The organism is Deferribacter thermophilus (assembly GCF_049472675.1).
In the GTDB taxonomy this organism is placed as follows: Bacteria; Chrysiogenota; Deferribacteres; order Deferribacterales; family Deferribacteraceae; genus Deferribacter; species Deferribacter thermophilus.
Window position 1 is genome coordinate 25,070 of record NZ_JAPNXM010000009.1, and the last position, 26,780, is coordinate 51,849.

Annotated in this window: 22 protein-coding genes; 10 read left to right on the forward strand and 12 right to left on the reverse strand. The window is 30.1% G+C overall.

Features of this window, described 5'->3' with window-relative positions; genetic code table 11:
• Positions 1–42: 42 nt before the first annotated feature.
• The 6 genes from recN to OWM07_RS08645 are packed head-to-tail and all read left to right on the forward strand — an operon-like array spanning position 43 to position 6,384.
• Positions 43–1,686, forward strand: a complete 1,644-nt coding sequence (gene recN, locus OWM07_RS08620) for a DNA repair protein RecN (RefSeq protein ID WP_423303298.1) — start codon at positions 43–45, stop codon at positions 1,684–1,686.
• Positions 1,679–2,281 (forward strand): DedA family protein, encoded by a 603-nt coding sequence (locus OWM07_RS08625; RefSeq protein WP_423303299.1) that lies wholly within the window; start codon positions 1,679–1,681, stop codon positions 2,279–2,281. The genes recN and OWM07_RS08625 overlap by 8 nt, the downstream gene beginning before the upstream one ends.
• Entirely contained in the window at positions 2,278–3,387 is a 1,110-nt protein-coding gene (locus tag OWM07_RS08630) for a peptidoglycan DD-metalloendopeptidase family protein (protein WP_423303300.1), read from the forward strand. Before OWM07_RS08625 ends, OWM07_RS08630 begins: the two co-directional genes overlap by 4 nt.
• A 51-nt stretch (positions 3,388–3,438) precedes the next feature.
• A complete protein-coding gene (locus OWM07_RS08635; protein WP_423303301.1) occupies positions 3,439–4,110 on the forward strand; it encodes a JAB domain-containing protein in 672 nt (223 codons plus the stop codon).
• Positions 4,107–5,489, forward strand: coding sequence for a DUF4139 domain-containing protein (locus OWM07_RS08640; protein ID WP_423303303.1), 1,383 nt, complete (start codon positions 4,107–4,109; stop codon positions 5,487–5,489). The genes OWM07_RS08635 and OWM07_RS08640 overlap by 4 nt, the downstream gene beginning before the upstream one ends.
• A gap of 7 nt (positions 5,490–5,496) precedes the next feature.
• Positions 5,497–6,384, forward strand: coding sequence for a complex I NDUFA9 subunit family protein (locus OWM07_RS08645; RefSeq protein ID WP_423303304.1), 888 nt, complete (start codon positions 5,497–5,499; stop codon positions 6,382–6,384).
• Positions 6,385–6,406: 22 nt separating this feature from the next.
• Here the strand turns inward: OWM07_RS08645 and pyrE are convergent, their stop codons facing one another.
• From pyrE to nifJ, 3 genes are read right to left on the reverse strand one after another with little or no spacing between them, the layout of a single operon-like run.
• Positions 6,407–6,985: an orotate phosphoribosyltransferase gene (pyrE, locus tag OWM07_RS08650; RefSeq protein ID WP_423303305.1), complete on the reverse strand. Its 579-nt coding sequence runs from the start codon at positions 6,983–6,985 to the stop codon at positions 6,407–6,409.
• Positions 6,978–7,673 (reverse strand): orotidine-5'-phosphate decarboxylase, encoded by a 696-nt coding sequence (gene pyrF / locus OWM07_RS08655; protein WP_423303306.1) that lies wholly within the window; start codon positions 7,671–7,673, stop codon positions 6,978–6,980. The genes pyrE and pyrF overlap by 8 nt, the downstream gene beginning before the upstream one ends.
• A gap of 43 nt (positions 7,674–7,716) precedes the next feature.
• Positions 7,717–11,286, reverse strand: a complete 3,570-nt coding sequence (gene nifJ / locus OWM07_RS08660) for a pyruvate:ferredoxin (flavodoxin) oxidoreductase (RefSeq protein ID WP_423303307.1) — start codon at positions 11,284–11,286, stop codon at positions 7,717–7,719.
• A 231-nt stretch (positions 11,287–11,517) separates the two neighbouring features.
• On the opposite strand from nifJ, the gene OWM07_RS08665 reads away from it, so the two are divergent.
• From OWM07_RS08665 to OWM07_RS08675, 3 genes are all read left to right on the forward strand, one after another.
• Positions 11,518–13,173: an AMP-binding protein gene (locus OWM07_RS08665; protein WP_423303308.1), complete on the forward strand. Its 1,656-nt coding sequence runs from the start codon at positions 11,518–11,520 to the stop codon at positions 13,171–13,173.
• Positions 13,174–13,254: 81 nt separating this feature from the next.
• The gene (locus tag OWM07_RS08670) at positions 13,255–14,532 is read left to right on the forward strand and encodes a TrkH family potassium uptake protein (protein WP_423303309.1); all 1,278 of its coding nucleotides are present in this window, start codon (positions 13,255–13,257) and stop codon (positions 14,530–14,532) included.
• A 3-nt stretch (positions 14,533–14,535) separates the two neighbouring features.
• Positions 14,536–15,195 carry a potassium channel family protein gene (locus OWM07_RS08675; RefSeq protein ID WP_423303310.1) on the forward strand — a complete coding sequence of 220 codons (660 nt, stop codon included), beginning with the start codon at positions 14,536–14,538 and terminating at the stop codon, positions 15,193–15,195.
• Positions 15,196–15,221: 26 nt separating this feature from the next.
• On the opposite strand, the gene OWM07_RS08680 is transcribed toward OWM07_RS08675, so the two are convergent.
• From OWM07_RS08680 to OWM07_RS08720, 9 genes are all read right to left on the reverse strand, one after another.
• Positions 15,222–16,427, reverse strand: a complete 1,206-nt coding sequence (locus OWM07_RS08680) for an FprA family A-type flavoprotein (protein WP_423303311.1) — start codon at positions 16,425–16,427, stop codon at positions 15,222–15,224.
• A 44-nt stretch (positions 16,428–16,471) separates the two neighbouring features.
• A complete protein-coding gene (gene rd, locus OWM07_RS08685) occupies positions 16,472–16,633 on the reverse strand; it encodes a rubredoxin (RefSeq protein ID WP_423303312.1) in 162 nt (53 codons plus the stop codon).
• A gap of 49 nt (positions 16,634–16,682) precedes the next feature.
• On the reverse strand, positions 16,683–17,678 hold the full coding sequence (locus tag OWM07_RS08690) for a DHH family phosphoesterase (RefSeq protein ID WP_423303313.1): 996 nt from the start codon (positions 17,676–17,678) through the stop codon (positions 16,683–16,685).
• Positions 17,671–18,699, reverse strand: coding sequence for a hypothetical protein (locus OWM07_RS08695; protein WP_423303314.1), 1,029 nt, complete (start codon positions 18,697–18,699; stop codon positions 17,671–17,673). The genes OWM07_RS08690 and OWM07_RS08695 overlap by 8 nt, the downstream gene beginning before the upstream one ends.
• The gene (locus OWM07_RS08700) at positions 18,662–19,654 is read right to left on the reverse strand and encodes an NAD-dependent epimerase/dehydratase family protein (RefSeq protein ID WP_423303316.1); all 993 of its coding nucleotides are present in this window, start codon (positions 19,652–19,654) and stop codon (positions 18,662–18,664) included. Before OWM07_RS08700 ends, OWM07_RS08695 begins: the two co-directional genes overlap by 38 nt.
• On the reverse strand, positions 19,651–21,807 hold the full coding sequence (locus OWM07_RS08705) for an LPS-assembly protein LptD (protein ID WP_423303317.1): 2,157 nt from the start codon (positions 21,805–21,807) through the stop codon (positions 19,651–19,653). The genes OWM07_RS08700 and OWM07_RS08705 overlap by 4 nt, the downstream gene beginning before the upstream one ends.
• Positions 21,791–22,975: a bifunctional folylpolyglutamate synthase/dihydrofolate synthase gene (locus tag OWM07_RS08710; RefSeq protein ID WP_423303318.1), complete on the reverse strand. Its 1,185-nt coding sequence runs from the start codon at positions 22,973–22,975 to the stop codon at positions 21,791–21,793. The genes OWM07_RS08705 and OWM07_RS08710 overlap by 17 nt, the downstream gene beginning before the upstream one ends.
• Positions 22,933–23,781: an acetyl-CoA carboxylase, carboxyltransferase subunit beta gene (gene accD, locus OWM07_RS08715; RefSeq protein ID WP_423303319.1), complete on the reverse strand. Its 849-nt coding sequence runs from the start codon at positions 23,779–23,781 to the stop codon at positions 22,933–22,935. The genes OWM07_RS08710 and accD overlap by 43 nt, the downstream gene beginning before the upstream one ends.
• A 174-nt stretch (positions 23,782–23,955) precedes the next feature.
• Entirely contained in the window at positions 23,956–24,117 is a 162-nt protein-coding gene (locus OWM07_RS08720; RefSeq protein ID WP_423303321.1) for a hypothetical protein, read from the reverse strand.
• A 75-nt stretch (positions 24,118–24,192) separates the two neighbouring features.
• Between OWM07_RS08720 and fliD the strand changes: the two genes are divergently transcribed.
• Positions 24,193–26,775 carry a flagellar filament capping protein FliD gene (gene fliD / locus OWM07_RS08725; RefSeq protein ID WP_423303322.1) on the forward strand — a complete coding sequence of 861 codons (2,583 nt, stop codon included), beginning with the start codon at positions 24,193–24,195 and terminating at the stop codon, positions 26,773–26,775.
• Positions 26,776–26,780 lie beyond the last annotated feature (5 nt).

Sequence of the window (26,780 nt, forward strand, 5' to 3'; positions counted from 1 at the left end):
TTAATCTATGATAAATATTTTTAATTAAAGGCTGGTGAGAAAGTGTTAAGAAGTTTAAGAATTATAAACTTTTCTGTATTTGAAGATGTATTAATTGAGTTCAGTAAAGGGCTTAATATTATTACGGGTGAAACAGGTGCTGGTAAGTCTGTTTTGATTGATTCTATAAAAATGGCATTAGGTGAGCGATTTTCAAAAGAAAAACAGAGAAAACCTGATGAAAAAACATATATTGAAGCAGTTTTTGAAGAAGTTAATGTTCCTGACGAGATTGTTGAACGGTATAATGTTGAAGATATTTTAGTAATCAGAAGAGAAATTGATTCAAATGGTAAAAACAAAATTTTTGTTAATGGTTATGCTATAACATTGAATGAATTAAAGATAATATCACAGTATTTGGTAGATATTCATGGTCAGCATGACCATCAGCTTTTGTTAAACCCTGAAAACCATAAAAATTACATTGATAAGTTTGTAGATAAATCAATTTTGCAAAAATTTAATGATTGTTATGAAAGATACCAAAACCTAAAATCAAAATTGAGACAACTTATAGAAAATAGAAGTGAAATAGAATTTAAGAGGGAGCTTTTACAAAGCCAACTTAACGAGATTGAAGAGTTACAAATTGATTTAGATAATGATTCTAAATTAGAAGATAGGATAAAATTCTTATCAAATATAGAAAAAATTAAAAATGCCATTAATAATTCTTTACAGCTGCTGAGTTATTCTGAAATTAATATTGAAGGTCTTTTAAATGAAGTATTATCAAATCTTTCTTCTATTAAAGATAGCGGGGAAAGTATCTTTAATGCTTATACAAGGGCAGAGGAGATTAGTTATTTGTTAAATGATTTAGTTTCTCAACTAGAGAGCGTATTTGATTTTGAAAATTATGACCCTGAAGAGCTTAACAACCTAATTGATAGAAAAATAGCGATCGATAAGTTGTGTAAAAAATATGGTCCTACTTTAGAGGATGTTTTACAATACAAAGAAAATATTGTGAGTGAACTTGATTTATTAAGTGTAGATGATAATACAATAGATAAATTAAATAATGATTTAAATAATTTACTTGAAGAGTTAAAACTTCTTGATAATGAATTGTATCTTAATAGATTAAATGTTTTTAAAAAGCTAAAAAAGGATGTAGAATCGATATTGAAAGAGTTAGAGCTAAAGGATGCAGAACTATTTTTAAATTTTCAAAACTATAATGAAATAACAAAATATGGTAGTAAAATACCTGAATTTTTACTCACTACAAACAAAGGTTTTGAACCTGCACCTTTGCATAAAATTGCATCTGGCGGTGAGTTATCTAGGATTATGCTGGCACTAAAAAGTATATTTTCTGAATATGATAGTATAAATACACTGATTTTTGATGAAGTGGATACTGGGATAAGTGGTAAAACTGCTAAAAAGGTTGGTGAAAAATTAAAAAGATTATCACAAAAAAAACAACTTATTGTTATTACACATTTGCCTGTGGTAGCAGCATTTGGTGATACACACTTTCATATTGAAAAAACTTCAAAGGGGGATAAAACAGAGGCTATTATTAGACAATTAGATGACAATGAAAAGAAAGAGATTCTAGCTACTATGATTGCTGGAAGAGTGACAGAGCATTCATTAAAACAGGCATTGGAATTGTTGGCAGAAAATGGTTAAATTTTTAGCTTTTATTGTTTCAGGGATAAATCAGTTAGGTTATTTGGGAATTATATTTTTGATGACTCTTGAAAGTTCTTTTTTCCCTTTTCCCAGCGAAGTTGTTATTCCGCCTGCAGGATATCTTGCAGCTAAAGGGGAGATGAATTTAGTTTTGATTATTTTATCAGGGATATTTGGTAGTATTTTAGGTGCATTGATTAATTATTATATCGCATATAAATTTGGTAGGGTTTTTTTATTAAAATATGGGAAGTATGTTTTTTTAGATGAATCAAAGTTTAATAAAATAGAGCAATTTTTTAACAAACATGGTGAAATAACAACTTTTATAGGCAGACTTTTACCTGGCATAAGACAGTATATATCTTTTCCTGCAGGTTTGGCAAAAATGGATCTTTTTAAATTTATTCTATTTACTGCTATTGGAGCTGGAATTTGGGTTGTTATTTTAGCGTATGTGGGTTATTTTGTTGGAAATAATATTGAGCTGGTTAAAAAGAACCTACATGTTATAACCATATATATGATACCCATTTTGGCTATTATAGTTATAATTTATGTTTTGTTTACAAAAAGGAGAGGTAAAATATGAGGATTTTTAAGTATATATTGGTTTTAATTTTTATCTGCTATAATCTTTTCGCATTTGAGGTAAAATTTGGTGATACTTTATTTGGCATTTTAAAAAGCTATATGAGTCCTAAGGATATTTTAGATATTTCTAAAGAATTAAAAAAACTTGATTTTGAATTAAAGGCTGGACAGAAATATGAAATTAAAAATGATAAAATAGTTTTTCATGATGGGATAGCAAGAGATATTATTGTTGATTTAGATACAAAGGTTGTTAAAGAAGTTAGATATTCTATAAATAAGCTTGTTACAGTTGTTTCAGGAGAGATTGAAGATAGCCTTTTTGGAGCGGTTGTGAAAACGGGTGAAGATGAAATTTTGGCTGTTAGGTTGGCTGAGATTTTTGAATGGGAAATCGATTTCTTTAAAGATATCAGAAAAGGTGATGAATTTTATGTAGTGGTCGAAAAATTATTTTGTAAAGGGAAGTTTATAGGATATGGCAAGATTTTGGGTGCAGATTTCGTTAATAAAGGTAGACATATAAGAGCTCTATATTATGAAAATAAATATACAAAAGGTTATTTTACACCTGAAGGGGAGTCCCTTAAAAAAGGTTTTTTAAAAGCTCCTTTAAAGTTTGGAAGGATTACATCAACCTTCAAATACAGAAGATTACATCCTGTTTTAAAGGTTTATAGACCACATTATGGTGTTGATTATGCAGCACCGATTGGAACCCCTATTCATGCCACAGCTGATGGAAGGGTAGTTGCAAAAAGTTATTCGAAATCTAATGGTTATTATGTAAAAATAAAACATAATAACGGTTATTATACTTATTATTTACACATGTCTAAATTTAAAAAAGGTTTAAAAGTTGGCTCTTATGTTAGACAGGGGGATGTTATCGGTTATGTTGGTATGACAGGTTATGCAAGTGGTCCTCATGTTGACTATAGAATTAAAAAAAATGGGAGATGGATTAACCCTTTACATTTTAAATCCCCTTCAAAAAAGCTTTCAAAAAATATGATAGCTGATTTTTTAGCTAAAACTAATTATGTGGCCTCTCTGTTAGACTCATCTTATTACAAGTTTGCGAAATTGTTTATTACAAGATAGATTAAGTTTTATAATGATTGCCTTGCCTATTAGTTGTGGTATAATATAGTTATGAAATCTAAAATTCCGCACTATCTTGGGCATAGAAAAAGGTTGAAAGATAGATTTATAAAAAATCCTAACTCATTAGCAGATTATGAGATTATAGAGCTTTTACTGGGATATGTAATCCGTGGAAAAGATGTGAAGCCTCAAGCTAAAAAGGTCATTGAGAAATTAAATGGGATAGAGAATATTTTTCAGATAAACGATAAAATAGATGGTATTGGTAGTGAGTCGGTTTTGTTTTTTAAAATTATAAAAGAGCTATATAAAAGGTGCGAATATGCAAAAATAAAAAGTAGTGAATCTATTTTAAATACACCGTCTGCTGTATATAATTTTATTAAATATGAAATAGGTTTTGACGAAACAGAAAAGTTAGTGGCAATCTTTCTTGATTCAAAGGGTGGAGTAAAAGAGTATAATATTTTAAGTAATGGAAGCGTTAATGAATCCTATTTCCCCCCAAAAGAGATTGCTAAAATGGCTCTTATAAAAAATGCTGTGGGTGTAATTATTGCTCATAATCATCCTTCAGGTAATTTAAAAGCATCAAATAGCGATATTAGGTATACTAAGAATGTTAAGGATGCATTAAATGTTGTCGATATCGCTCTCATAGATCACATTATAGTTTCGCATAAAGGGTTTTTATCTTTTAAACAGGAGGGATTACTATGAAAAAAATATTAGGCTTTTTTTTACTATCGTTTACCTTATTAGTTGCAGCTGGTTGGGGATCTACAGTTAATATTTATAAAGATGTTATTTATTATAAACCTGACCTAAAAAGTAATTTTATAGGTTTTAATAATAGTGTGAATGTAAAGTGTAATGGTGATATTGCTAAATTGATTGCAAAAGATGAATTAAATGAAAAATGTTATTTATGTTATTATTACAATAAAAATCAGAGTTTAACATTACAGCTTGAAAAGCTAAATACTGCCTATGAGACTACCAATATTTTACTCAAAAATGTAACAGTTAATTCAAATGATTTTTTTGATTTTAACCAAAGATTAACAAATGAGCTTTTTAATATTAAAAGTGAAATTAAGAAAGTCAATAAAGAGTTAAAAGAAATAGATAATGTTTTTAAGAGATCTGCTCCAAATAATTCACCTTTTTATTTAGAAACATCAAAATGTGATGATATCGAGTTAAAATTCTCTGGAATTAAATTTGATCTTTACAATACTTTAACAGTGGATTCGATAAGCGAAAACAAAGCTAAAATTAGGGTAGTTAAAAAAGTTGGTTTGATAAATAAGAGTGGGGTAGATATTTTAGCAAAAGAAGCTAAACTATTTTTGAAAAGAAGTGAAAATGTTGAAGGTAACTTGAAATTTTCTCCATGGTTAGTAGATGTTTTTCAACCAATTAGAGCTTTTATGAAAGCTAAAAGTATCGAAAAAAGTGACTTAAGTTTGGAAGATTATCAGGAAGGTTCTGTCGAATCAGAAGGGAACAGAGTATATTCTATTAAAAATTTGGTACTACCATCTGATGGGAGTAAAAAAGAGTTTATCTTAAATAGCATGGTAGTATTTGCCGATTATGGTCTTATTACTTACCCCTATTTGTCAAAAAGTGTTTATAGAGAAATTACATTTGATGTCCCTTTTGATTTAGAAAATAACCTATGGCAAATAAGGATAGGAAATGAGGTTTTTAGCAATGTTAAAGGGTTTTTAGAAAAAGACAGATATACCTTATTAGCTGGGAAAGTGTATGACATAAAAGTGGATAGAAATAGATTAATTGATTTTCAGGAAGAAGCAGGTTTTTTTGGTAATAAAAAGAGGATAAAGGATGGTTATCTGATTTCTCTGAGCAACATCTCTAATAAAAGTTATCTTATAAAAGTTGTAGATAGAATTCCAGTTTCAAAAAATGAAAAAATCAAGGTTGAAGATGTTCAGATTAACAATGATAACTGTGAAATAAAAAAGGATGGGAAGCTATTGTGCAATATAAGATTAGATTCAAATCAAAATGTTGATATCAAAGTTACTTTTACTATTTTATACGATAAGGATATCGAAATAAATTACTGAGGTTTATATGAAAATTTTTTTAACGGGTGGTACAGGCTTTGTCGGTACCGAAATTTTAAAATATGTATTATCAAAAGATTATGAAGTTTCTTTGCTTGTTAGAAATCCTGATAAGGTAAAGATTAAAAATGAAAAAATTGATATTATTGTTGGTGATGTTTTAAGACCTGAGACTTACCGTGATAAACTAAACGATGTAGATTGTGTTATTCACCTTGTGGGAATTATTAGAGAAATTCCTAAAAATGGGGTAACATTCCAAAAATACCATTTTCAAGCTACTAAAATGATTGTAGATGCAGCTAAAGAGGCTGATGTAAAAAGGTTTATTCACATGTCTGCTAATGGAGCTAGAAACGATGCTATTACAGATTATCATAAAACAAAATATTTAGCTGAGGAGTATGTTAGAAATTCAGGTCTTACATATACTATTTTTAAACCTTCCGTAATCTATGGGGAAGGTGATTCTTTTATAAATATGTTAAATGATTTTCTGAAGAAAACACCAGTTTTTAGCTATTTTGGGGATGGAAGTTATCCTATGCAGCCTGTTTATGTCGCTGATGTTGCTAAAATATTTGTTGATGCTATTGAAAACAGTAATACGTTCAATAAAACATTTACTGTATGCGGGCCAAAAGTTTTAAGTTATAAAGAATTGTTAAAACTGATTTGTGAAGTTACTAATAAAAAGAGACTATTTATCCCAATCCCTGAGTTTATAATAAATATTATGATTATGTTGTTTGGAAAGTTTCAATGGTTCCCTCTAACAAGAGATCAATTTGAAATGCTTAGAGAGGGTAATACTTGCGAAAATATGGATATATATGAAATTTTAGGTATAAAACCAAAGAACTTAAAAGAGGTTTTAATAACATACTTAAAATAAGATTAGGGTGTGTTATTACACCCTATTTTTTTATAAATCTACTTCCAGGCTTTTCAATAGGTACACCTTGTTTACAAAGAGGGCAATTTTCAGGTTCATAAGTTTCTACATTTATTCTAAGTAAAGGGTAAAATTCGTAGTCAAATTTTGCGTTGCCATTACTTCTATCAATTAGACTGCATATAGCAACCACTTCAGCGCCATGTTCTAAAACAGCATCTATACACTCTTTTGTGGATTTGCCTGTGGTTACTACATCTTCAGCAATTAAAACTTTTTCCCCTTTTTCTAAGGTAAAACCTCTCCTTAGTGTCATTTTCCCATCTACTCTTTCAGTAAATATAGCTCGTTTTTTTAATATTCTTGCTAATTCATATCCAAACCTAATACCTCCAATAGCAGGACTGACAACTGTTACAAAATTTAGATGATAAATCTCTTTAACTAATTCTTTGATAATTTCCTCTGCAATTACAGGGTATTGCATAACTAAAGCTGATTGTAAATATGTATCACTATGAAGACCTGAAGATAATAAAAAGTGCCCTTTTAAGAGTGCGTTATGTCTTTTATAAATTTCTAAGATTTCATTCTTATCCATTTAGCTCCTCCTTAATCAGTTTTACTGTATTTTTTGGATCTTGTGATTGAGTAACTGGTCTGCCTATTACCATAAAATCTGTTCCCATTTTTTTAGCATCTTTAGGAGTAACAACCCTTTTTTGATCATCAATATTATTAGAAGCAAGCCTAATCCCAGGGGTTACAGTGATAAATTCTTTTCCAAGATGTTTTTTTATTAGAGGTGTTTCTTTTGCTGAAGATACTACTCCATCAAGACCTGCATCTTTCCCAATAGTAGCTAAATGTAGTACATAGTCTGCAGAACTACTAAAGTTAATACTATATTGATTTAGATAATTTTCATCAAGCGAAGTTAATAATGTAACACCAATTATTAAAACATCACTGTTTATAGATTTTACAGCGTCAACTGTATCTCTCATCATGTCATAGCCACCCTGTATGTGAAGGTTAAACATAAAAACTCCTTTTTTGGCTGCTGCCAGTGATGCTTTTTTTACAGTGTTTGGTATATCATGAAATTTTAAGTCAAGAAAAACTTTTTTATTTTTTGATACTAAATAATCAATCAGTTTTTCTCCAATAGATAAATATGCTTCTAATCCAATCTTATAAAATGTTATTTCTTTGTCTAATGTTTCTACAATATTTTTTGCATTATCAAAATCTGAAAAATCAAGAGCAACTATTATCTCTGGTTTCATATCTACCTCTAAACATAAAAAAAGCGGGGATTTACCCCGCTTATTAATTCTCTTCAGAACATTCTAACTTGGTAGCTAACTGCTTGTAAATACTAAATCTTCTTTTGACACTTTCATCGAGAGCTTCAGCAAGCATCTTTGCTCTATCTGGGAACATCTTAGCAACCGCTCTAAATCTGTTTTCAGCTTTAAGTACTTCGGATACTGATTTCTTCAATTCTTTTGTATCAAGTTGAAGTGGGTTTTTACCCTGCTCTGCAAGTCTTGGGTCAAATCTATAAAGTAGCCAGTATCCAGATTGAACAGCTAATCTCTGATGCTCAACCCCTTTACTCATATCAATACCGTGAGCGATACAGTGGCTGTTAGCGATTATGAGTGATGGGCCATCATAGCTTTCTGCTTCAACGAATGCTTTGATACATTGAGCTGGATTTGAAAGTGAAACCTGAGCCACATAAACATGCCCATAACTCATAGCCATCATACCAAGGTCTTTTTTAGGGTTTTCTTTACCGCTAAAAGCAAATTTTGCAAAAGAACCGATATTAGTCGCTTTAGATGATTGCCCACCAGTGTTTGAGTAAACCTCTGTATCAAGAACAAGTATGTTTACATTATTTTTTTGTGCTAATACATGATCTAAACCACCATAACCGATATCATATGCCCAACCATCTCCACCAATAATCCATATAGACTTTTTGATTAGATAGTCAGCAACATCATAAAGTAATTTAGCTTTATTATCATCAAGCCCTTTTAGTATCTCTTTAAGTTTAGCAACTCTTTCTCTCTGTTTTTCAATACCTACTTGATCAGATTGGTCTGCATTAAGGATTTCTTCTGCTAAATCTGCTCCAACTTTATCTTTTAATTCGGTTAATAGCTCAGTAGCTTGTTGTTTAAATTTTTCTACAGCCAAGCTCATACCAAAACCGAATTCTGCATTATCTTCAAAAAGTGAATTTGACCAAGCTGGGCCTCTACCATCAGCTCTTTTTGTGTAAGGTGTTGTTGGGAGGTTACCACCATATATCGATGAACAACCTGTAGCATTGGCAATAATTGCTCTATCTCCAAAAAGATGTGTAACAAGTCTTACATAAGGTGTTTCACCACAACCAGCACAAGCTCCAGAAAATTCAAACAGATGTGGAGCAAGCTGACTACCTTTTAGTGTGGCTTTATTGTATTTTGAGTAATCTAAATCAGGGATTGTTAAGAAAAATTCCCAGTTTTTGCTTTCTTGTTCTCTAATAGGTGGTTGAGGTACCATATTGATTGCTTTTTTAGTTGGATCAGTTTTACTTTTAGCAGGACAGTTATAAACACAAGCACCACAACCTGTACAATCTTCAACTGATACCTGAATAGTAAATTTCATACCTGCAAACTCTTTGCCTTTCGCATCTACTGCTTTAAATGTTTCTGGTGCATTTTCCAAGTATTTTGGATCATAAACTTTCATTCTAATTGTAGCGTGTGGACATACAAATGAGCAGATACCACACTGAATACAAACCTCTGGATCCCATTCAGGAACATTTAGAGCAATATTTCTTTTTTCATATTTAGATGTACCTGTTGGATAAGTTCCATCATCTGGAAGCCATGAAACAGGGATATCATCCCCTTCCATTGCAATCATTTTGCTAATAGCTTTTCTAACTATTTCTGGAGCATCTGGATTGTCTATATATTTATGCATTTTTGTATTAGAAGTAATTTGTTTTGGATAGTTTACTTCGTAAACTTCATTCATTCCAGCTTCTACAGCTTTAATGTTCATATTAACCACTTCATCACCATATTTTCCATAAGTTTTCTTAATAGCGTCTTTAATAGCATCAACAGCTTTATCAAATGGGATAACATTTGATATTTTAAAGAATGCTGTTTGAAGGATTACATTTACTCTTCCACCAAGCCCTATTTCTTCTGCTATTTTGTTAGCATTTATTACATAAAACTTAGCTTCTTTTTCGATAATTTGTTCTTGAACCTCTTTTGGAAGTTTATCCCATACTTCATCTTTTGTATAAATGCTGTTGAGCAAGAAGATTCCGCCCTTTTTAAGTGGTTTTAAAATATCGTACTGCTCCAAGAATGAAAAGTTGTGACATGCAACAAAGTCAGCTTCTTGTATTAAGTAAGAACTTCTAATTGGTCTTTTACCAAATCTTACATGAGAAACAGTCATTGAGCCAGATTTCTTTGAGTCATACACAAAGTAAGCCTGAACAAAGTTATCTGTCAATTCACCGATAATTTTTGCAGAGTTTTTGTTTGCTCCAACTGTACCATCTGAGCCAAGACCATAAAACATCCCGTTGAAAACATCATCCTGAGGTGTAAGCCAATTTGGATCGTAATCAAGGCTTTTAAAAGTAACATCATCTTTGATACCAACTGAGAAACCGTTGATTGGCTCATCTTTATCAAGGTTATCAAATACAGCTTTAACCATAGCAGGTGTGAAATCTTTAGAACCTAAGCCATATCTACCACCTACAATTACTGGATATCTATTAAAGTTAACCATCTTTTTCTGCATTGCTTCGCCAATAGCAGTTCTAACGTCTAAGTAAAGTGGTTCACCAAGAGAGCCTGGTTCTTTTGTCCTGTCAAGAACAGCTATCTTTTTAACAGTTTTTGGAAGAGCATTTATAAACGCTTCTAGAGGGAATGGTCTGAATAATCTGATCTTTAATACGCCAACTTTTTCACCCAATGAGTTGAGATATTCTACTGTCTCATGAGCTACATCAGCACCAGAACCCATAATTACAATAACTTTTTCTGCATCTGGTGCACCTACATAATCAACAAGGTTGTATCTTCTGCCTGTAAGTTCAAAAAATTTGTCCATTTGCTTTTGAACAATTGAAGGTACCTTTTCGTAATATTTATTTACAGCTTCTCTACTTTGGAAGAAAACATCTGGGTTTTGTGAGGTTCCTTTAATTACAGGTCTTTCAGGATTTAAAGCTCTTTCTTTGTGCTTTCTAACCAACTCATCATCGATCATTGCTCTCATATCATCAAAGGAAAGCTGCTCTATTTTTTGAACTTCATGAGATGTTCTAAAGCCATCAAAAAAGTGTAGGAAAGGTACTCTTGACTCTAAACTAGAAGCCTGTGCTATTAGTGCAAAATCCATTACTTCTTGTGGATTGTTGGATGCAAGTAATGCCCAACCGGTTTGTCTACAAGCCATTACATCAGAGTGATCTCCAAAAATTGATAAAGCGTGTGTAGCAACAGCCCTAGCACTTACATGAAATACAGTAGGTGTAAGCTCCCCAGCTATTTTGTACATGTTAGGGATCATTAAAAGAAGACCTTGAGATGCTGTAAAAGTAGTAGTTAAAGCGCCAGCAGAAAGTGAACCGTGACAAGCACCAGCAGCACCACCTTCAGATTGCATTTCTATTACTTTAGGAACAGTTCCCCATATATTTTTTTGCCCCTTTGCACTCATTTCATCAGCCAATTCACCCATAACAGATGATGGAGTAATTGGATAAATTGCTATTACTTCATTTGTAGCATGAGCCACATAAGCGGCTGCAGTATTACCATCTACATTTACATATTTTCTCTGAGACATTAAAACCTCCTTATTGAAATTTATCAATGATAAAATTTTATAGCACCTTAATCTATTTCAGTCAAATAATTTTCTTTGATTTTTCAGCATTTAAAGCTCACTTAAACTATAATTTTGTTTTAAATTGACTGTAAAATTTTTATAAAAAAAGTTGCAAAAAAAAGATTGTAGTGATATAAGTTTGCTGTTGCTTTATAATATTTAGTATAATTAAACATGTTGGGGTGATATATGAAAGAATTTAGTTTTATTAAACAAACTATCGGGGATTATTTAAAACATATAGCTAAAGAGTATTCAGATAATGAAGCAGTTGTTTACCCTTTTAGAAATTTAAGGATGACTTATAAGGAGCTTGATGAATACACAGATAAGTTGGCGTATGCTTTATTAAAGTTGGGTGTAAAAAAAGGGGATCATGTAGCTGTTTGGGCTAATAATATCCCAGAGTGGATTTACCTTTTGTTTGCTACAGCAAAAATTGGTGCAGTCCTTGTTACAGTAAATACACTTTATAGGGAAAGAGAATTAGAGTATCTATTGAAACAATCTGACAGTAAATTTTTGTTTTTGGTGGAGAAATATAAAACGCTAAATTATGTTGAGACTCTTTATAACATTTATCCAGAACTTAAAAAATCTAAAAAGTCAGAAAAATTTCCTTTGTTAGAAAAGGTAATTATTTTTGATGATGAAAAATATGATGGGATAATGAATTTTTCTGAATTGATTAAAAGGGGGGATGATATTGATTATAAAAAGTTATATGAAGTTATGAATTCTTTGCACTATGATGATGTTATCAATATGCAGTACACATCGGGAACAACTGGTTTTCCAAAGGGTGTGATGCTTACACACTACAACATCTTGAATAATGCATATGCTATAGGTAATGTGATGAGGTTTACAGATAAAGATAGGTTGTGTATTCCAGTGCCATTTTTCCACTGTTTTGGACTCGTATTAAGTATTTTAGTGTGTTTAACACATGGTGCTACTATGGTGCCTGTTGAAAATTTTAATCCGATAGAGGTTTTAAAAACTGTGGAAAAAGAAAAGTGTACAGCATTGCATGGCGTCCCTACAATGTTTATTTCTGAGCTTCAAGTTCTAGAGCATGAAAAGTTTGATATTTCTTCGCTTCGCACAGGTATCATGGCTGGCTCCCCTTGTCCAGTAGAGGTTATGAGAAAGGTTATGAACACTATGAATATGAAAGAGATAACAATCGTATATGGACAGACTGAAGCATCTCCAGGTATTACGCAAACAAGGGTTGATGATGATATTGAAAAACGGGTTGCAACAGTTGGTAAAGAGCTACCGGGAGTGGAAGTAAAAATTATAGACCCAACAACTGGCAAAGAGTGTCCACCTAATGTGGCTGGTGAGCTGTGTGCTAGAGGATATAATGTGATGAAAGGATATTATAAGATGGAAGAAGCCACCAAAAAAACTATTGATGAAGATGGTTGGTTACACACAGGTGATTTAGCTCTAAAAACTGAAGATGGTTATTATGTGATTACTGGAAGAATAAAGGATATGATAATAAGGGGTGGCGAAAACATTTATCCTAGAGAGATAGAAGACTTTCTTTATACTTATGATGCTATAGAAGATGTGCAGATTGTAGGCGTTCCTGATAAAAAATATGGTGAAGAAGTTATGGCTTTTATAAAATTGAAACCGAAATACAGAGGTAAGATTACATCTGATGATATTAGAGCATTTTGCAAAGGTAAGATTGCTGATTATAAGATTCCAAAGTATATTGAGTTTGTAGATGAATACCCAATGACAGCAAGCGGTAAAATTCAAAAATACAAGCTTAGAGAGATAGCAATAGAGAAGCTTAATTTGGAACCAGTATTTAATAAATAAATTTAAATAATAAAATTTTGATTTGATGTTATTGTAAATTTATTAAATTGACTTTAATGTGAAAAATAATATTATGCTCGCATGAAAAATATAAAGCTAAATCCCTGGACATATTTTATTTTAACATTTTTAATATTGATATTTATAGGTTCTATTCTTTTAAAATTTAAAGCAGCTTACAATGGGGAATTAAGCTATATTGATGCTCTGTTTACCTCGACATCTGCAGTTTGTGTAACTGGACTAATAGTTACAAATACATCAAATTTTACTCCATTTGGTCAATCAATAATATTGTTATTAATCCAATTGGGTGCTCTTGGTATAATGACTTTGAGTTCTTCACTTTATATTTTTTTGCGGGGTGAATTAGAATTAGATCAAAGGATAATGGTAGCAAAGTTGACAGATATTTTTGCATTACATGAAGTTGAAAGCATACTAGTTTATATTATTAAATATACTTTTATCATTGAGTTTCTTGGAGCTATTTTTTTGAGTTTAGGATTTAAATTGCAGGGGTTTGATATTTTTGATTCAATGTATTATGGAGTATTTCATTCTATATCAGCATTTTGTAATGCTGGTTTTTCAACTTTTGATAACAGTCTTGTTAATACTAACAATATTATTAAAATAACAACGATGGTTTTAATCATTTTAGGTGGGTTAGGGTATTATGTTTTTTTAGATTTGCAAAATTTTTATAAGAAAAAAAGGGTTAAGCTTCACACAAAGGTTGTTCTTTTAGCAACATCGATATTGATTTTAGCAGGTTTTGTTATTTTTAGCTTATTAGAAAAGGATATGGGGATAATAGATGGTCTGTTTCAGTCTGTTACTGCAAGAACAGCTGGTTTTAATACTGTGGATTTGACAAACTTACATAATATAAGTAAGTTTTTCATAATAATTTTGATGGTTATTGGTGCTTCTCCTGGTTCCACTGGTGGAGGTGTAAAAACAACTACCTTTTTTGTTGCCCTTGTATCAATAACGAAAGTTTTAAAAGGGGAAAATAGGATTATAATTTTCAAAAGACAAATCCCTTATCAAACTATATTAAGAGCTTTTGCTTTGATATTTCTATATTTATTTGTTGATATAGTAGCTACATTGATTTTGTTATACTTATATGATTTTAGTTTTTTAAAAATGTTATTTGAAGTCACCTCTGCCTTAAGTACTGTGGGGCTAACATTGGGTATAACAACAAAACTAACATTAGCTGGTAAAATAGTCATAATTTTATGTATGTTTTTAGGAAGGGTTGGACCAGCTGCTTTAATAATGGCTATGCTGGGTAAAGAAAGGAAAAGCTTTATTCAATATCCTGAAGAAAAAGTTGTATTGGGGTGATTTATGTTTGAAAAGGCAAAAGATGTCTTGGTAATAGGACTGGGAATTTTTGGTTATCAAGTTGCCGTAAAATTAGCAAAAGAGGGGTTGAATGTATTAGCTGTTGATAAAAATACAAAAATTATAAACCAGATAAAAGATGAAGTAACGGATGCGATTGTAGCAGATGCTGCCAATGAGGATGCTTTAAAAGAGTTATCGGTTGATAAATTTGATAGAGTTATTTTAGGGTTAAGTGGTAATTTTGAAAGTTTAATCCTTTGTATCACTTATCTTAAAAAATTAGGAGCAAAATATATTATTGCTAAGGCAAATACAGAGATACAAAAGGATATATTGCTAAAGATTGGTGCTGATGAAGTTATTTTGCCTGAAAAAGAGATTGCTATGAAATTGGCAGAAAAAATTGCCAGACCCAACATTTTAGATTTTTTTGAATTAGGGGATGAAACAGCTATTGCTACGGTAAAGGTGCCTGATAGATTTTATGAAAAAAGCCTGCAAGAAATAGATTTAAGGAAAAAGTATAATATAACTGCAATTATTTTGATTAGAGATGGTGAGACAAAGCTTATTAGGGATGCTTCTGTAAAGTTAAAAAGTGGTGATGAACTCGTAATAGCTGGTGATGAGGATAAAATTAAAGAGGTATTTTCAAAATAAAAGAGGCTATTGCCTATGCAATAGCCTTAATTTCCTTCTAAAACTTTTAATGCAAATTCTCTTCCCCATTCTTTAGCCTGTTCTAACTCTTCAGGTGAAGGGGTCATTTTTACCTTAAATGATGGTAATGGGAGTTTCATTCTCATAGTTCTTAATATATCTTCAGTCATTTTTATCCCTTCACCGCTCCATCCAAATGAGCCAAAAGCTCCAGCTTTTCTATTTGCAACATTTAACACTACTAAATTTGCAAAAAGATTGAATATAGGTTTAGCAGCTTTTGCATTTAGAGTAGGGGAGCCAATTAATAAACCATGAGAAATTTCTATTTCATCAATGATTTCATTCATATTATCTGCAGCAGCATCAAACATTTTAACTTTCACACTTGTTTCTTCAATCCCTTCTTTTATTTTGTCAGCAAGCATTTTAGTGTTACCATAAGCAGTTCCGTAAACTATTGTAATTTGAGTATATGGGTTATTCATATAATATCTATTAGCCTGTTCTTTGTAAAAGTTTAGATAGTAATCAATATCCTCTCTTAAAATAGGTCCATGAGATGGACAAACCATATCTATTTGAATACCTTCTATTTTTTTGAATGCCTTTAATATGTGTTCTTTATATGGTCTCATTATCATGCTGTAATAGAATCTAAAAGCAGCTTTTGCTTCTTCTTTATTTTCTAATTTATCGTTGAATAGATTAAAATCACAATAATGAGCACCAAGAAAATCACATGGGAAAAGGATATGATCTTCCACCAAGTATGTAAACATTGTGTCTGGCCAGTGTAAGAATGGGGTGTGGTAAAATGTTAATGTTTTACCACCTAGATCTATAGAGTCTCCATCAGTAACTGCTCTTCCTTTGTATTCTTTGTTAATTATGTTATCTACAAATGATTTTGCAGTTTTTGAATAGACTACTTCTATATTTGGATTTCTATCTACTATCGCAGGTAATGTACCTGAGTGATCAGGTTCATTATGATTTAAGATAATGTAGTCGATTTCTGAAATAGGGCATACTTCTTCTATGGTTTTTATATATTCATCTGTAAAATTTTTCTTATTGGCTTCTATTAAAGCTTTTTTCTTTTCTCCTATTACTAAATAACTGTTATAAGTGGTACCATGCTCAGTAGGTATTACGATATCAAAGATTTCTAAATCTGGATCAAATACACCAACCCAATATATGTTATCCTTAATTTTTACTGCACCCATTTCCGCCTCCTTAAAAAGAAAAAGGGGCTTGCTGCCCCTTTGTATTAATCTTGTGGTTCAAACGCGTCTTTACCTGCACCACATTCAGGGCAAACCCAATCTTCAGGGATATCTTCAAAAGCTGTGCCAGGTTCAACACCGTTATCTGGGTCACCTATTTCAGGATCATAAATCCAACCACATATAGTACAAACATATTTTTTCATATTTACACCTCCTAGTTTAGAATTATTATAAATTATGTTATAATTTTTGTCAAATATTTTTAACCTCTGTATTATTCAAATCAAAACCTAATTTTTTTAATATCCTTTTTTTCAAAATATCCACAACTTCCTCATAGGTTTTATTATTTAATGAGATTTGCCCACCTGCGGACTTCATATGTCCGCCACCAGTGCCTAGGCCTCTTACAATCTGTAATGCAATAAGCCCCACTTTTTTTCTTAATGACTTGCACCTTAATGAGAAATAACACATGTCATCAATGTAACCTATTACAAAAGTCCACTTAATATCTCTCATTCTAAGTAGAAAGTCCGATGTCTCTGCGATTAGATCTGCATTTCTAACCTCATATAGATTACAAAAAATTAGATCATCAATTATTTCGCTGTTTTCTATAGCCTTTTTTAAATTTTTAAAATAATATTTTGGTAATTCAGGGGACTCAATCTTGGATAGTTTTTTCAGCGAGATTTTTGGTAATAAAAAACTCATCATTTCTAAATCAGCTTTAGAATTGTTTCTTCCAGAACCGATAGTATCAGTTTTTATTCCGTAATATAATGCTGTAGAAACATATCTATCTGGATTTAAGCCCAAAGTCTTAATATATTCTGTAATGATTGTGGATGTAGAGCCAATATCATTTCTTATATCGTAAATTTGTGCTTTAGCAGTTGCTTTTCTAAAATTGTGATGGTCAATAACAATATGGGGGAAGTAACCATCAGGTATATATACATTCCCTGCTGTAGGTTGTGAGTCGACTAAAATTAAAGTATCGTATCGGGCAAAATTTAACTTTTTAGATTTATGCATATCTATTTTACATTCTTTTACTAACTCTCTATTTTCTGCTCGTCCAATAAGACCATCATAGGCAATAGTACATCTTTTTTTATACACTGTATAAAAGATGTATTTTAAACCGTTTGCAGCTGCTATGGTATCTGGATCTGGGTTGTTGTGAGTTAATATAAGTATTTTTCTTGCTGGTTTAACCAGCTCTAATATTTTATCAATCATTTTGAAAGTCGATAACTATTTGCCCTTCTGCAAAATTTATAATATTGTACTTATTACTGTTTTTCAAGAGTTTTAGTTTTGCAATGAGATCTTCAGTGTTAAAGACAGAGTTGACATCGAATATAGCTTCATCCATAGAAAAAGATTTTACTTTATATTCTGTGATATATCTTCTATTGCTTAACTCTTCTAATAGATTTTGTATAGGGGTGAAATTTCTAAAATTTATAAAAGTTATTGTTATTAATTGATTATTTTTCTCAAAAGTAGGTAACTTTATATAATTGTTTTTTATGTATTTTAATGCTCTATCTAATGAGGAGATATAAGAGTCTTTTAAACATTCATCTAAGTCAGCTTTATTGGATTTGGTAGAAATTATTTTTATTGTTTTAAATTTACGATTTTTAGTAAAAGTGTCCACACTTAATTCAGTTTTACAGATTTCATTAAAGCTGTCATCTTCTATCTGTTTAAAGTTAATAATTAATAGATATTTTGCATCATTTTTAGTGAATTCATTTAAAATATCATCATAGGTTGGATTTGCAGGAAGATTAAAAAGGAAATTTCCCTGATATTTTAAAGACAAATCGTACTTTTCAAATGTCTTGTTAATATTTTCATCATTAAGATTTTCTATTGGAGTAAAAGAGTAAAAAACAATAGACTGTTTTAGAGTATTGAAGAAGAGCGGGAGATCTTCAACCGTAATTTCATCAACATCAACGAGTAAGTGATAATAAACGGTATACTCTTTAACATATCGATCTAATATTTTGTAAGATTTTATGAATCTAATAAAGTCAGAAGTAATTTCAGGGATTTTACTTTTATCAACTGTGATGTATTCAAAATGTTTTTTTATAGCAGATATCAAAGCGTTGTTTAAAGCATTCTTATCCGCAACTTTTAGATTATTGTTTTCAATTATTGCTTCACCAATACTTTCATAAGTAGCACTAAAACTTGAAGCTGCAAAACTAAATATTATTAAGATAAGAACTAACAGTTTTTTCAATGGCATCCTCTAGTTCTGTATAGTTTTTCCAGTTTAGCTCTCTTAGAGCCTTGTCAGATGATATGTTAGAGTATATCTTTTTGTCATGGTTACTGCAAATGTTTTTATCATATTTTATTTTAAATTTGTCATAAATTATTTGTTTTGCAATTTCAATAAATTTTTCTATCGAAATGTTATAACCACCCAAATTAAATATATCAAAACGATTTTTTACCTTAATACCATTTTCTAAACCGTAAACTAAATCTTCTATAAAAATTAGATTTATCTCAGATTTTAAAGAGATAGATAAAGTTATCTCTTCATTGTTTATAAGTTTTTTTAATATATATGTTGGGATATTATTATGCTTACAATTTGGGCCAAAGTATTCAGGAATCCTAAAAATTATTATTGGAAGTCCATAATTTAAACTGAGTGTTTTTAGTATCAATTCATTTGATGCATGTAATCCTGCTCTGATAGATTCTGGGTTAATGCAATCATTTTCAGTAAACAATATATTTTTATTATTTCCATAAACATCATAAGAACTTATATAAATTATTTTTTTATTATTAAATTCTATATCAAACCATGATTTAACTGATTGTATAGCTACTTCAAGAATGTTTTTTAGATTATTCAATATATCAAATGAGTTGTTATTAAGTATATTTAACTTACTGTCAAAGGCGAATGCATAAATTATATCAATATTACCATTTAAATAATTGGAAAAAACACTTTTTTGTTCACTTAAAATGTTAGTTAAAAAATGATGGTCTGAGATGTCATGCTTTATGTAATTAATATTTCTATAATTTTCTAAAATTTTTTTGTTGTCTATGTATTTTTCGTCAGATTCGTTATCAACTGCAATAATGTTATACATTGGGAAATTCTTTGCGAGAAACACAGCTAAGTTGCACCCCAAATAACCTAATGCACCTGAGATTAATATGTTTTTCACTTTTTATAAATCTCCCTGGTTGTGTCTCCTAATCCTCTTAAACCGATAAAAATATATACGATATTTTCATACTTGTCACTTATATTTGAACTGCTTATATCTGTAATAGATTTTATAGTATATTTAAGTCCAATAGACCAGCAATCCTTTTTATAAATTAAAGAAGTGTTAAACTCATTAGTTTTTAAAGAGCTGCTGAAATAATTGAATTTTTCATTAATCCCAGATTTTTTTAGAGATATTGAGAAATCTATTTTGTCATTAGTAAAACCTAATTTATTATCCCAAGAAGTGTTTTCACTGGTAGTAATGCTTTTGTCAAAAATATACTCTGTGGAAATATACAATGTGTTAAATTTTAACTTCAAAAAGTCTTTGCTGTAAGTTAATTCTTTATCATAGTAATCATAATTTCCCTTTTTATTGAAATTTATCTCAAAATGTTTTGATTTATTATATGAGTAATCTATCAAATATGTCAAAGGTTCAAATCTTTGACTATCTTTAACCATATTATACGCTTGACTCAGCTCAATTTTTAATTTCCATCGCTTACTTTTAAAGTAATTTGTTTGTATATATTTATAGTAATTGACTTCTTCAATTCTATCTTCTTCAATTAGTGATGGAGCTACTGATTGATCTATGTAAGGTGTTTGACTGAATTCAAAACTGTTAAAAATGGAGTGCTTAAAGTTTTTATAATTTTTATATATTTCATTAAATTCTAACTTCAAGGTAATGTTATAAATCGCTCTTTTTATTTCGTCGCTATTACTTTTAAAACTTAAAATACTGTTTTCTCTATCATTTACTAAAGAGTAATTATAATTAAAATTAAAATTATGCCATCTTGTAAAATATTGAGTATAAATTGGGGTGAAGGTGGCTATTTTAAGGTTTAGTGGTTTATAAAATTTTAATCTTATATGTTCCCTATTATACTTCTTAATACTTTGATAATAATCATTATTTACTGTTTTTATATATGATGTAAAACGGATATTATTAAAATCGATATAATAATCAAGTTTTAAAAGACCTAAATTTAAGTTATTTTTTTCAAAAATGATTTGTGGTGTTCTGTATATCTGTTCTTTTTGATACCCATCTGTAATATCATAAAATTGCATATCATCTCTTAATATGGTATAAAAATTTGTGTATTTTGAAAAATATATTAATCTCGCATCAGCTTTGAATTTATTATCATTATTTTCTTGAATATATTTGTTTATAGAATATTCTTGGAAATCATTTAAATACTCAAAATCGCTAACGAAATCTATATTTATTTTTAATTTTAATTTATCCAATAAATCTTTATTAATATTGGTAAACAATCTCCATCTGTCTTTATCAATAAACTTGACATCATTATCTTTTATATAATCTCCATATAGATAAATATTTTCACTGATTGAAGGTTTGTATCGAAATTCCATATTGTATTGAAAACCTTTTTGAGAAAAGTAGTTTATACCTACTGTTAGATCTTTATCCACATCAATGTTATAAAAATATTTAGGTGTTAAGAAAAAGCCTTTATTTGAACTAAAACCAACATCGGGGACTAAGAAACCAGATTCCCTTTTTTCTTTTATAGGCCATAAAAAATAGGGGATATATAAAATAGATACATTTTTAATTTTAGCAAAAGCCGATTTGCTGTAAAAATATTCACCATAGTCTATCCTTGCATTTCTGCTAAAAAAAGACCAGTCAGGATTGTCTCCAGCACAAGTAGTAAGTTTAGTATCTTCTAAGATGAAACTTTTTTCTGAGATTTTATTAATTTTTTTAGCAGAGAAATAATGATATGGAGCGTAAAAACCTTTTGCGTTTTCTATAATTCCTGTTTGATTGTCGAGGTATATTTTAAGATATTGAGCAGTCAAATAATTATTGTTTGAATCAGTAAAAGTTATGTTGTCGAATGCTTCAACCAAATTTCGATCTTTGTAGTAAATTATTTTATTAGCTGTTAATGTAATATCTTTGTATAGCAGTATTACATCCCCTGAAGCTACGGTCTTATTTTGATTTTCATTTGTTACTGATTTGGCTTCAAGGATGATTTGATCTTTTGTGAAACCGTTATTTATTAAAAGAAACAAAATTAATATAAATGCTAAATTAAACTTCTTTAGCAATTTCTTTGATCTCCTGACAAAAGTATAAAGAACCGCAAACAAGTATATCATTATTTTTTGATATCTCAACAGCTTTTGAAAACGCTTCTTTAATATCTTTAATTTTGAAAAGATTATCATTCTCAATTTTTATATCTTCAATTTTAATACTGCGGTCATTATTCATTTCAGTGGCAATCACAACAAAATTTTTCATTAATATGTATGATAATATTTTATTGACATCTCTATCTTTAGTGCATGAATATAATATAGTAGGCTTTTTGAAACATTCTTTAAAATTTTTTAACAATTCTGCAATTCCATTAAAATTATGAGCACCATCAAAAATAAAATTTTTATGCTTTTCAAATCTACATTTAGGTAATTTAAGATTTTCAATATTTACATTCATATTTAAATAGTCAGAAATTGTTAAAGCAAGGGCAACATTTCTGAAATAAGGGGTCGGGTAAAAACTTTTTACATATTCAAAAAGAGATTGAGAAGGTGTGATTATTTGTAAATCTTTATTATAATTTTTTATGTAATTTAATATGGTTGAGTTGTTATATCCTAAAAACAATAATGGGTTATTTTTAATTATAGCAATTTTTTCATCTGCAATCTCTTTTAATGTTTTTCCAAGATATTGTTCATGATCTATTGATATAGTGGTAATTACAGGGATTTTGTTATCCAAGATATTTGTAGCATCGTATTTCCCACCCATCCCTGTTTCGATAACTGAGAAATCTGGATGTAGAGATTCAAAATATTTAAAGGCTAAAAGAGTAATTGCTTCAAAGTAAGTCAGGTTATAGTAAGATATGATATGCTGATATTTTTTGAAAAGTTCATTAAAAGTATAAAACTTTATTTGGGTTCCATTATAAAAGATTCTTTCTGTAATACAATTTAAATGAGGGGAAGTGTATAAAGCTACTTTGTATCCATTGTTTTTTAAAATTTGATATAAGATATATGCAGTAGTACCTTTTCCATTTGTGCCAGCAATGTGAATAATTTTGCCAAGTTTTGATTCTTGAAAATTTACACTTTTTAGTGCAGAATTTATTCTATCAAGTGTTAAATCGATAGATTTGTATTCTGAAGTATTTGAAAAAAATTTTTCAAATTCTGTAATCAGCCAAAATACTCCAGTAATTTTGATATTGTGTTTTTCCAATCTTTTCTATGTAATACCATATCAATCATTCCATGTTCAAGTAAAAACTCTGATCTTTGAAAACCTTCAGGAAGTTTTTGCCTGATAGTTTGTTCTATTACTCTTGGCCCAGCAAAGCCTATCAAAGCTTTGGGTTCAGCAATGATAACATCACCAAGCATTGCATAACTTGCTGTTACACCACCTGTGGTAGGGTCAGTTAAAATAGATATATGAGCAAGTCCAGCTTTTTCTAATTTTTTTAAAGCTGCAGAAGTTTTTGCCATTTGCATTAGTGATAATATACTCTCTTGCATCCTTGCTCCACCAGAACAGCTTATGGTAATGACATGTGTTTTATTTATTATAGCAGACTCTATAAGTCTTGTTATCTTTTCACCAACAACACTTCCCATTGAACCGCCCAAAAAATTAAACTCCATAGCACCAATATGTACACTTTTCTTGTTTATAGTAGCAATTCCACTAATAAAAGCTTCATTTAAACCAGTCTTTTTAATAGCCGCTTTAAGTCTATCTGGATACTTTTTTGTATCCTTAAATTTTAATGGATCTTTTGATATTAAATTTTTATCTATTTCAACAAAAGATCCTTCATCAATTATTAGCTTGATTTTGTCCATTGCACTTATTCTGAAGTGGTAGTCACAGTTAGGGCAGGTATGAAAATTTCTTTCAATTTCTTTCTTATAGTTTATTTCTCCACATTCAGGACATTTTAACCAGACATTTTCTTTTATATCTTTTTTGGCTCCAATTGTTTTTACTTTTTTTATCTTATCAAAAAGAAAATCTTTTAAGCCCACTTTATACCTCCTTTGTTCGCTAAATCAAACTAATTAGATTATTGTGAACAGTAAATCAATACTAAACGCTGAAGTATAATTCATATTATTTTTATTGCTTGTTTTTTAATAGGAATCTTATTATTGCATCCCTTTCTGAGCTTTTTACGCCTGCTCCATAGCTGTTCATCTTTTTTATAATTTTTTCCAACCTTTTTTATTTAATTTCTTTTTAAAAATAATCTCTGTTCCGTGACAGTTTGTACATTTTGTATAAAAAATATCCTCATCAGACATAGAATACAGGAATGTTGTTAAAAATATCGTGAGTATCAAAATTAGAGATAATCTTTTCATCTTTTCCTCCGAAAAAAGTTCTAAAGATTTTATACATTATGTCGATAGATAAATCAAGACATGGAGGTTGGATCTATGGATGCGCTAAGGATTGGCGGCATAATGAGTGGTTTAGATACAAATGGTATAGTTGATACACTGGTAAAGCAGGCAAGAATCCCTATAGATAACTTAAAAGCAAAATATGATTTAAAAACATTAGAAAAAAATGTTTATCAAGAGATTAGCACAGATTTGGTTAACTTAAAAACCGATTTATTATCATTAAAACTTCAAGCAACATTCAAAAATATGAAAGCTTCTTCATCCAATACTTCGTTATTATCTGCGACTGCTTCAAGTGAAGCTTCTGTTGGCACTCATACAATAAAGATTAATTCTGTAGCACAAAATGCATACTGGTTTAGTAATTTTACTCATGCAAAACTTATTGAAAGCGGTGCAGGCATTACATCTATTTCTGGTAGACCTAATGAACAAATAGAAGGGTTACATAATATTGAAGTTTATCAAAACAGCATTATTTATATTGTTCATGATAGAATAGAGCTATTAAATCAACCTTATGTCACAAAATTATCTGGTTCAAATATAACAGATGTAGATAGTGTAGGTAATTTATCTGTAAATAAATCTGGTAATATATCCTTTGATTATGATGGTAACAGTATTAGTATTTCTATAAATGCTTTAGCTGGTGAAAGTTTAAATAGTGTGGCAAAGAATATACAAGATGATTTGAACAACAAAATTAATGTAATTGAAAATAGCACTAATATACAATATGTTTCAGTAAAGGCAGAATATGATGGTTCAAATTGGTCTTTATCTGTATATAAGTTAAAAGTTGATGAAAAATCTCTTTTAATTAGTTCTGATAGTGCAGGTCTTGGATTGAACACAACTACAAAATCAAATTCAAAATATATAGATAACTATTTTGCTTCAAGTGATTTGGCCTCTTTATTTACTAAAATAAACGATAGTAATGCTGGCTTGATTGATGGAGTTACATTTAGTTCTGATTCTGGAACTTTATCTGAAGGGTCTTTAAAAATAGTTCAAGATGCGACATTAAATACTAGTTATGCAACAAAAACAAAAGTATTAGGAAATACAGTTAGCTCTGGCTCTGGCTTAGATACCTCGGTGGTTGGTTTACAAAATGCAGGTTTTTTAAATACAGTAGATTCAAATATAAATGGAACTTTTACTATTAATGGGGTTCAGATTACAATAGATGATTATACCAGTCTTTCTGTAAACGATTTGCTTGCAAAAATTAATGGATCTGGTGCTGGTGTGACAGCTTATTATGATGACACAAATGATAGAATTGTACTTGAATCCAATGAAGATGGGGCAAGTACAATTTCTTTGGGAGATACCTCTGATACGAGTAATGCTTTGACTGTCTTAAGGTTATCTGTTGCAGAAGGTGCAACAATTTCTCAAGGTTCAACCAGCGGTAGTATAGATCCAACAGAAAAACTTAACAGTGCTGGCTTAAATGATACAGTTACTTCAGGAATAATTACAATCAATGGGGTTTCCATATATGTTGATGCAACAAATGACAGTTTGAATGATGTTATTTACAAAATAAATAATTCTGGAGCTGGGGTAACTTTAAGTTATGATTCAACATCAGATAAAGTTTTTGTTAAATCGAATGATGTGGATAAAATAACCTTTGGCTCAGTAAATGACACTAGTAATTTATTAGAAGTTTTAAATCTTACCGATGATACTCAAACTGAAAAATCGATGGGTTATGAAGGGGAATATGCTTCAATAAATGTTGATGGGATAGATTATATTAGAAAAAGTAATAAAATAGATGATATCATTCCTGGTGTAACTTTAAACATTTTAAATTCTTCTACCGAAACAGTAACTTTAAATGTTTCTGTTGATACTGAAAAGGCTGTGGACGCAGTGGCTACATTTATCAGTCATTATAATGCTTTGGTGGAGAAACTAAATCCACCTGAGCTTGATGATGAGGATAAAAAATATTTAGATGCTTTAACAGATGATGAAAAGTCTAATATGACTGAAGAGGAGGTGAAGCAATACGAAGACAACTGGAAAAAATTTAATACTTATGAAATTATAAGAAAAAGTTCTGAATTGAGAAGCTTAAAACAAACTTTAAGATCCAACCTCTTAAGTAATATTTCTGGGTTAAGCGGTAAATACGATTCATTGTTTGATATCGGTATCGATATCGCAGGTGATGGTAATATTGAAATTGAAAAGAAAGGTTATTTATTGGTAGATAGTTCTGATTATTCAACAATTAAGAAAAAACTTGAAGAGAACAGCACTTTTATTGAAGCTTTGCAAAATAATCCAGATGATGTTTATGAATTATTTGCTACAAAAGGTGATGTTGATGGTTGGGCAAGAAGGTATGAGTCAATTATTAACCAGTTTGTATCAACTAATGGTATTATTGATTTAAAAATAAGACCTTTTGGTTCCATTGACAGAGAGTTATACAATTTGTCAAAACAAATCGATGCTAAAGAGACTTATGTAGAGTCATACTTGAACAGGTTGTGGCAAAAATTTTCTTATATGGAACAGATAATTGCAGATTTACAAGAGCAAGGTAATTATATAGCCCAACTATTAGCAAAACAGAGTGTATAAGGGGG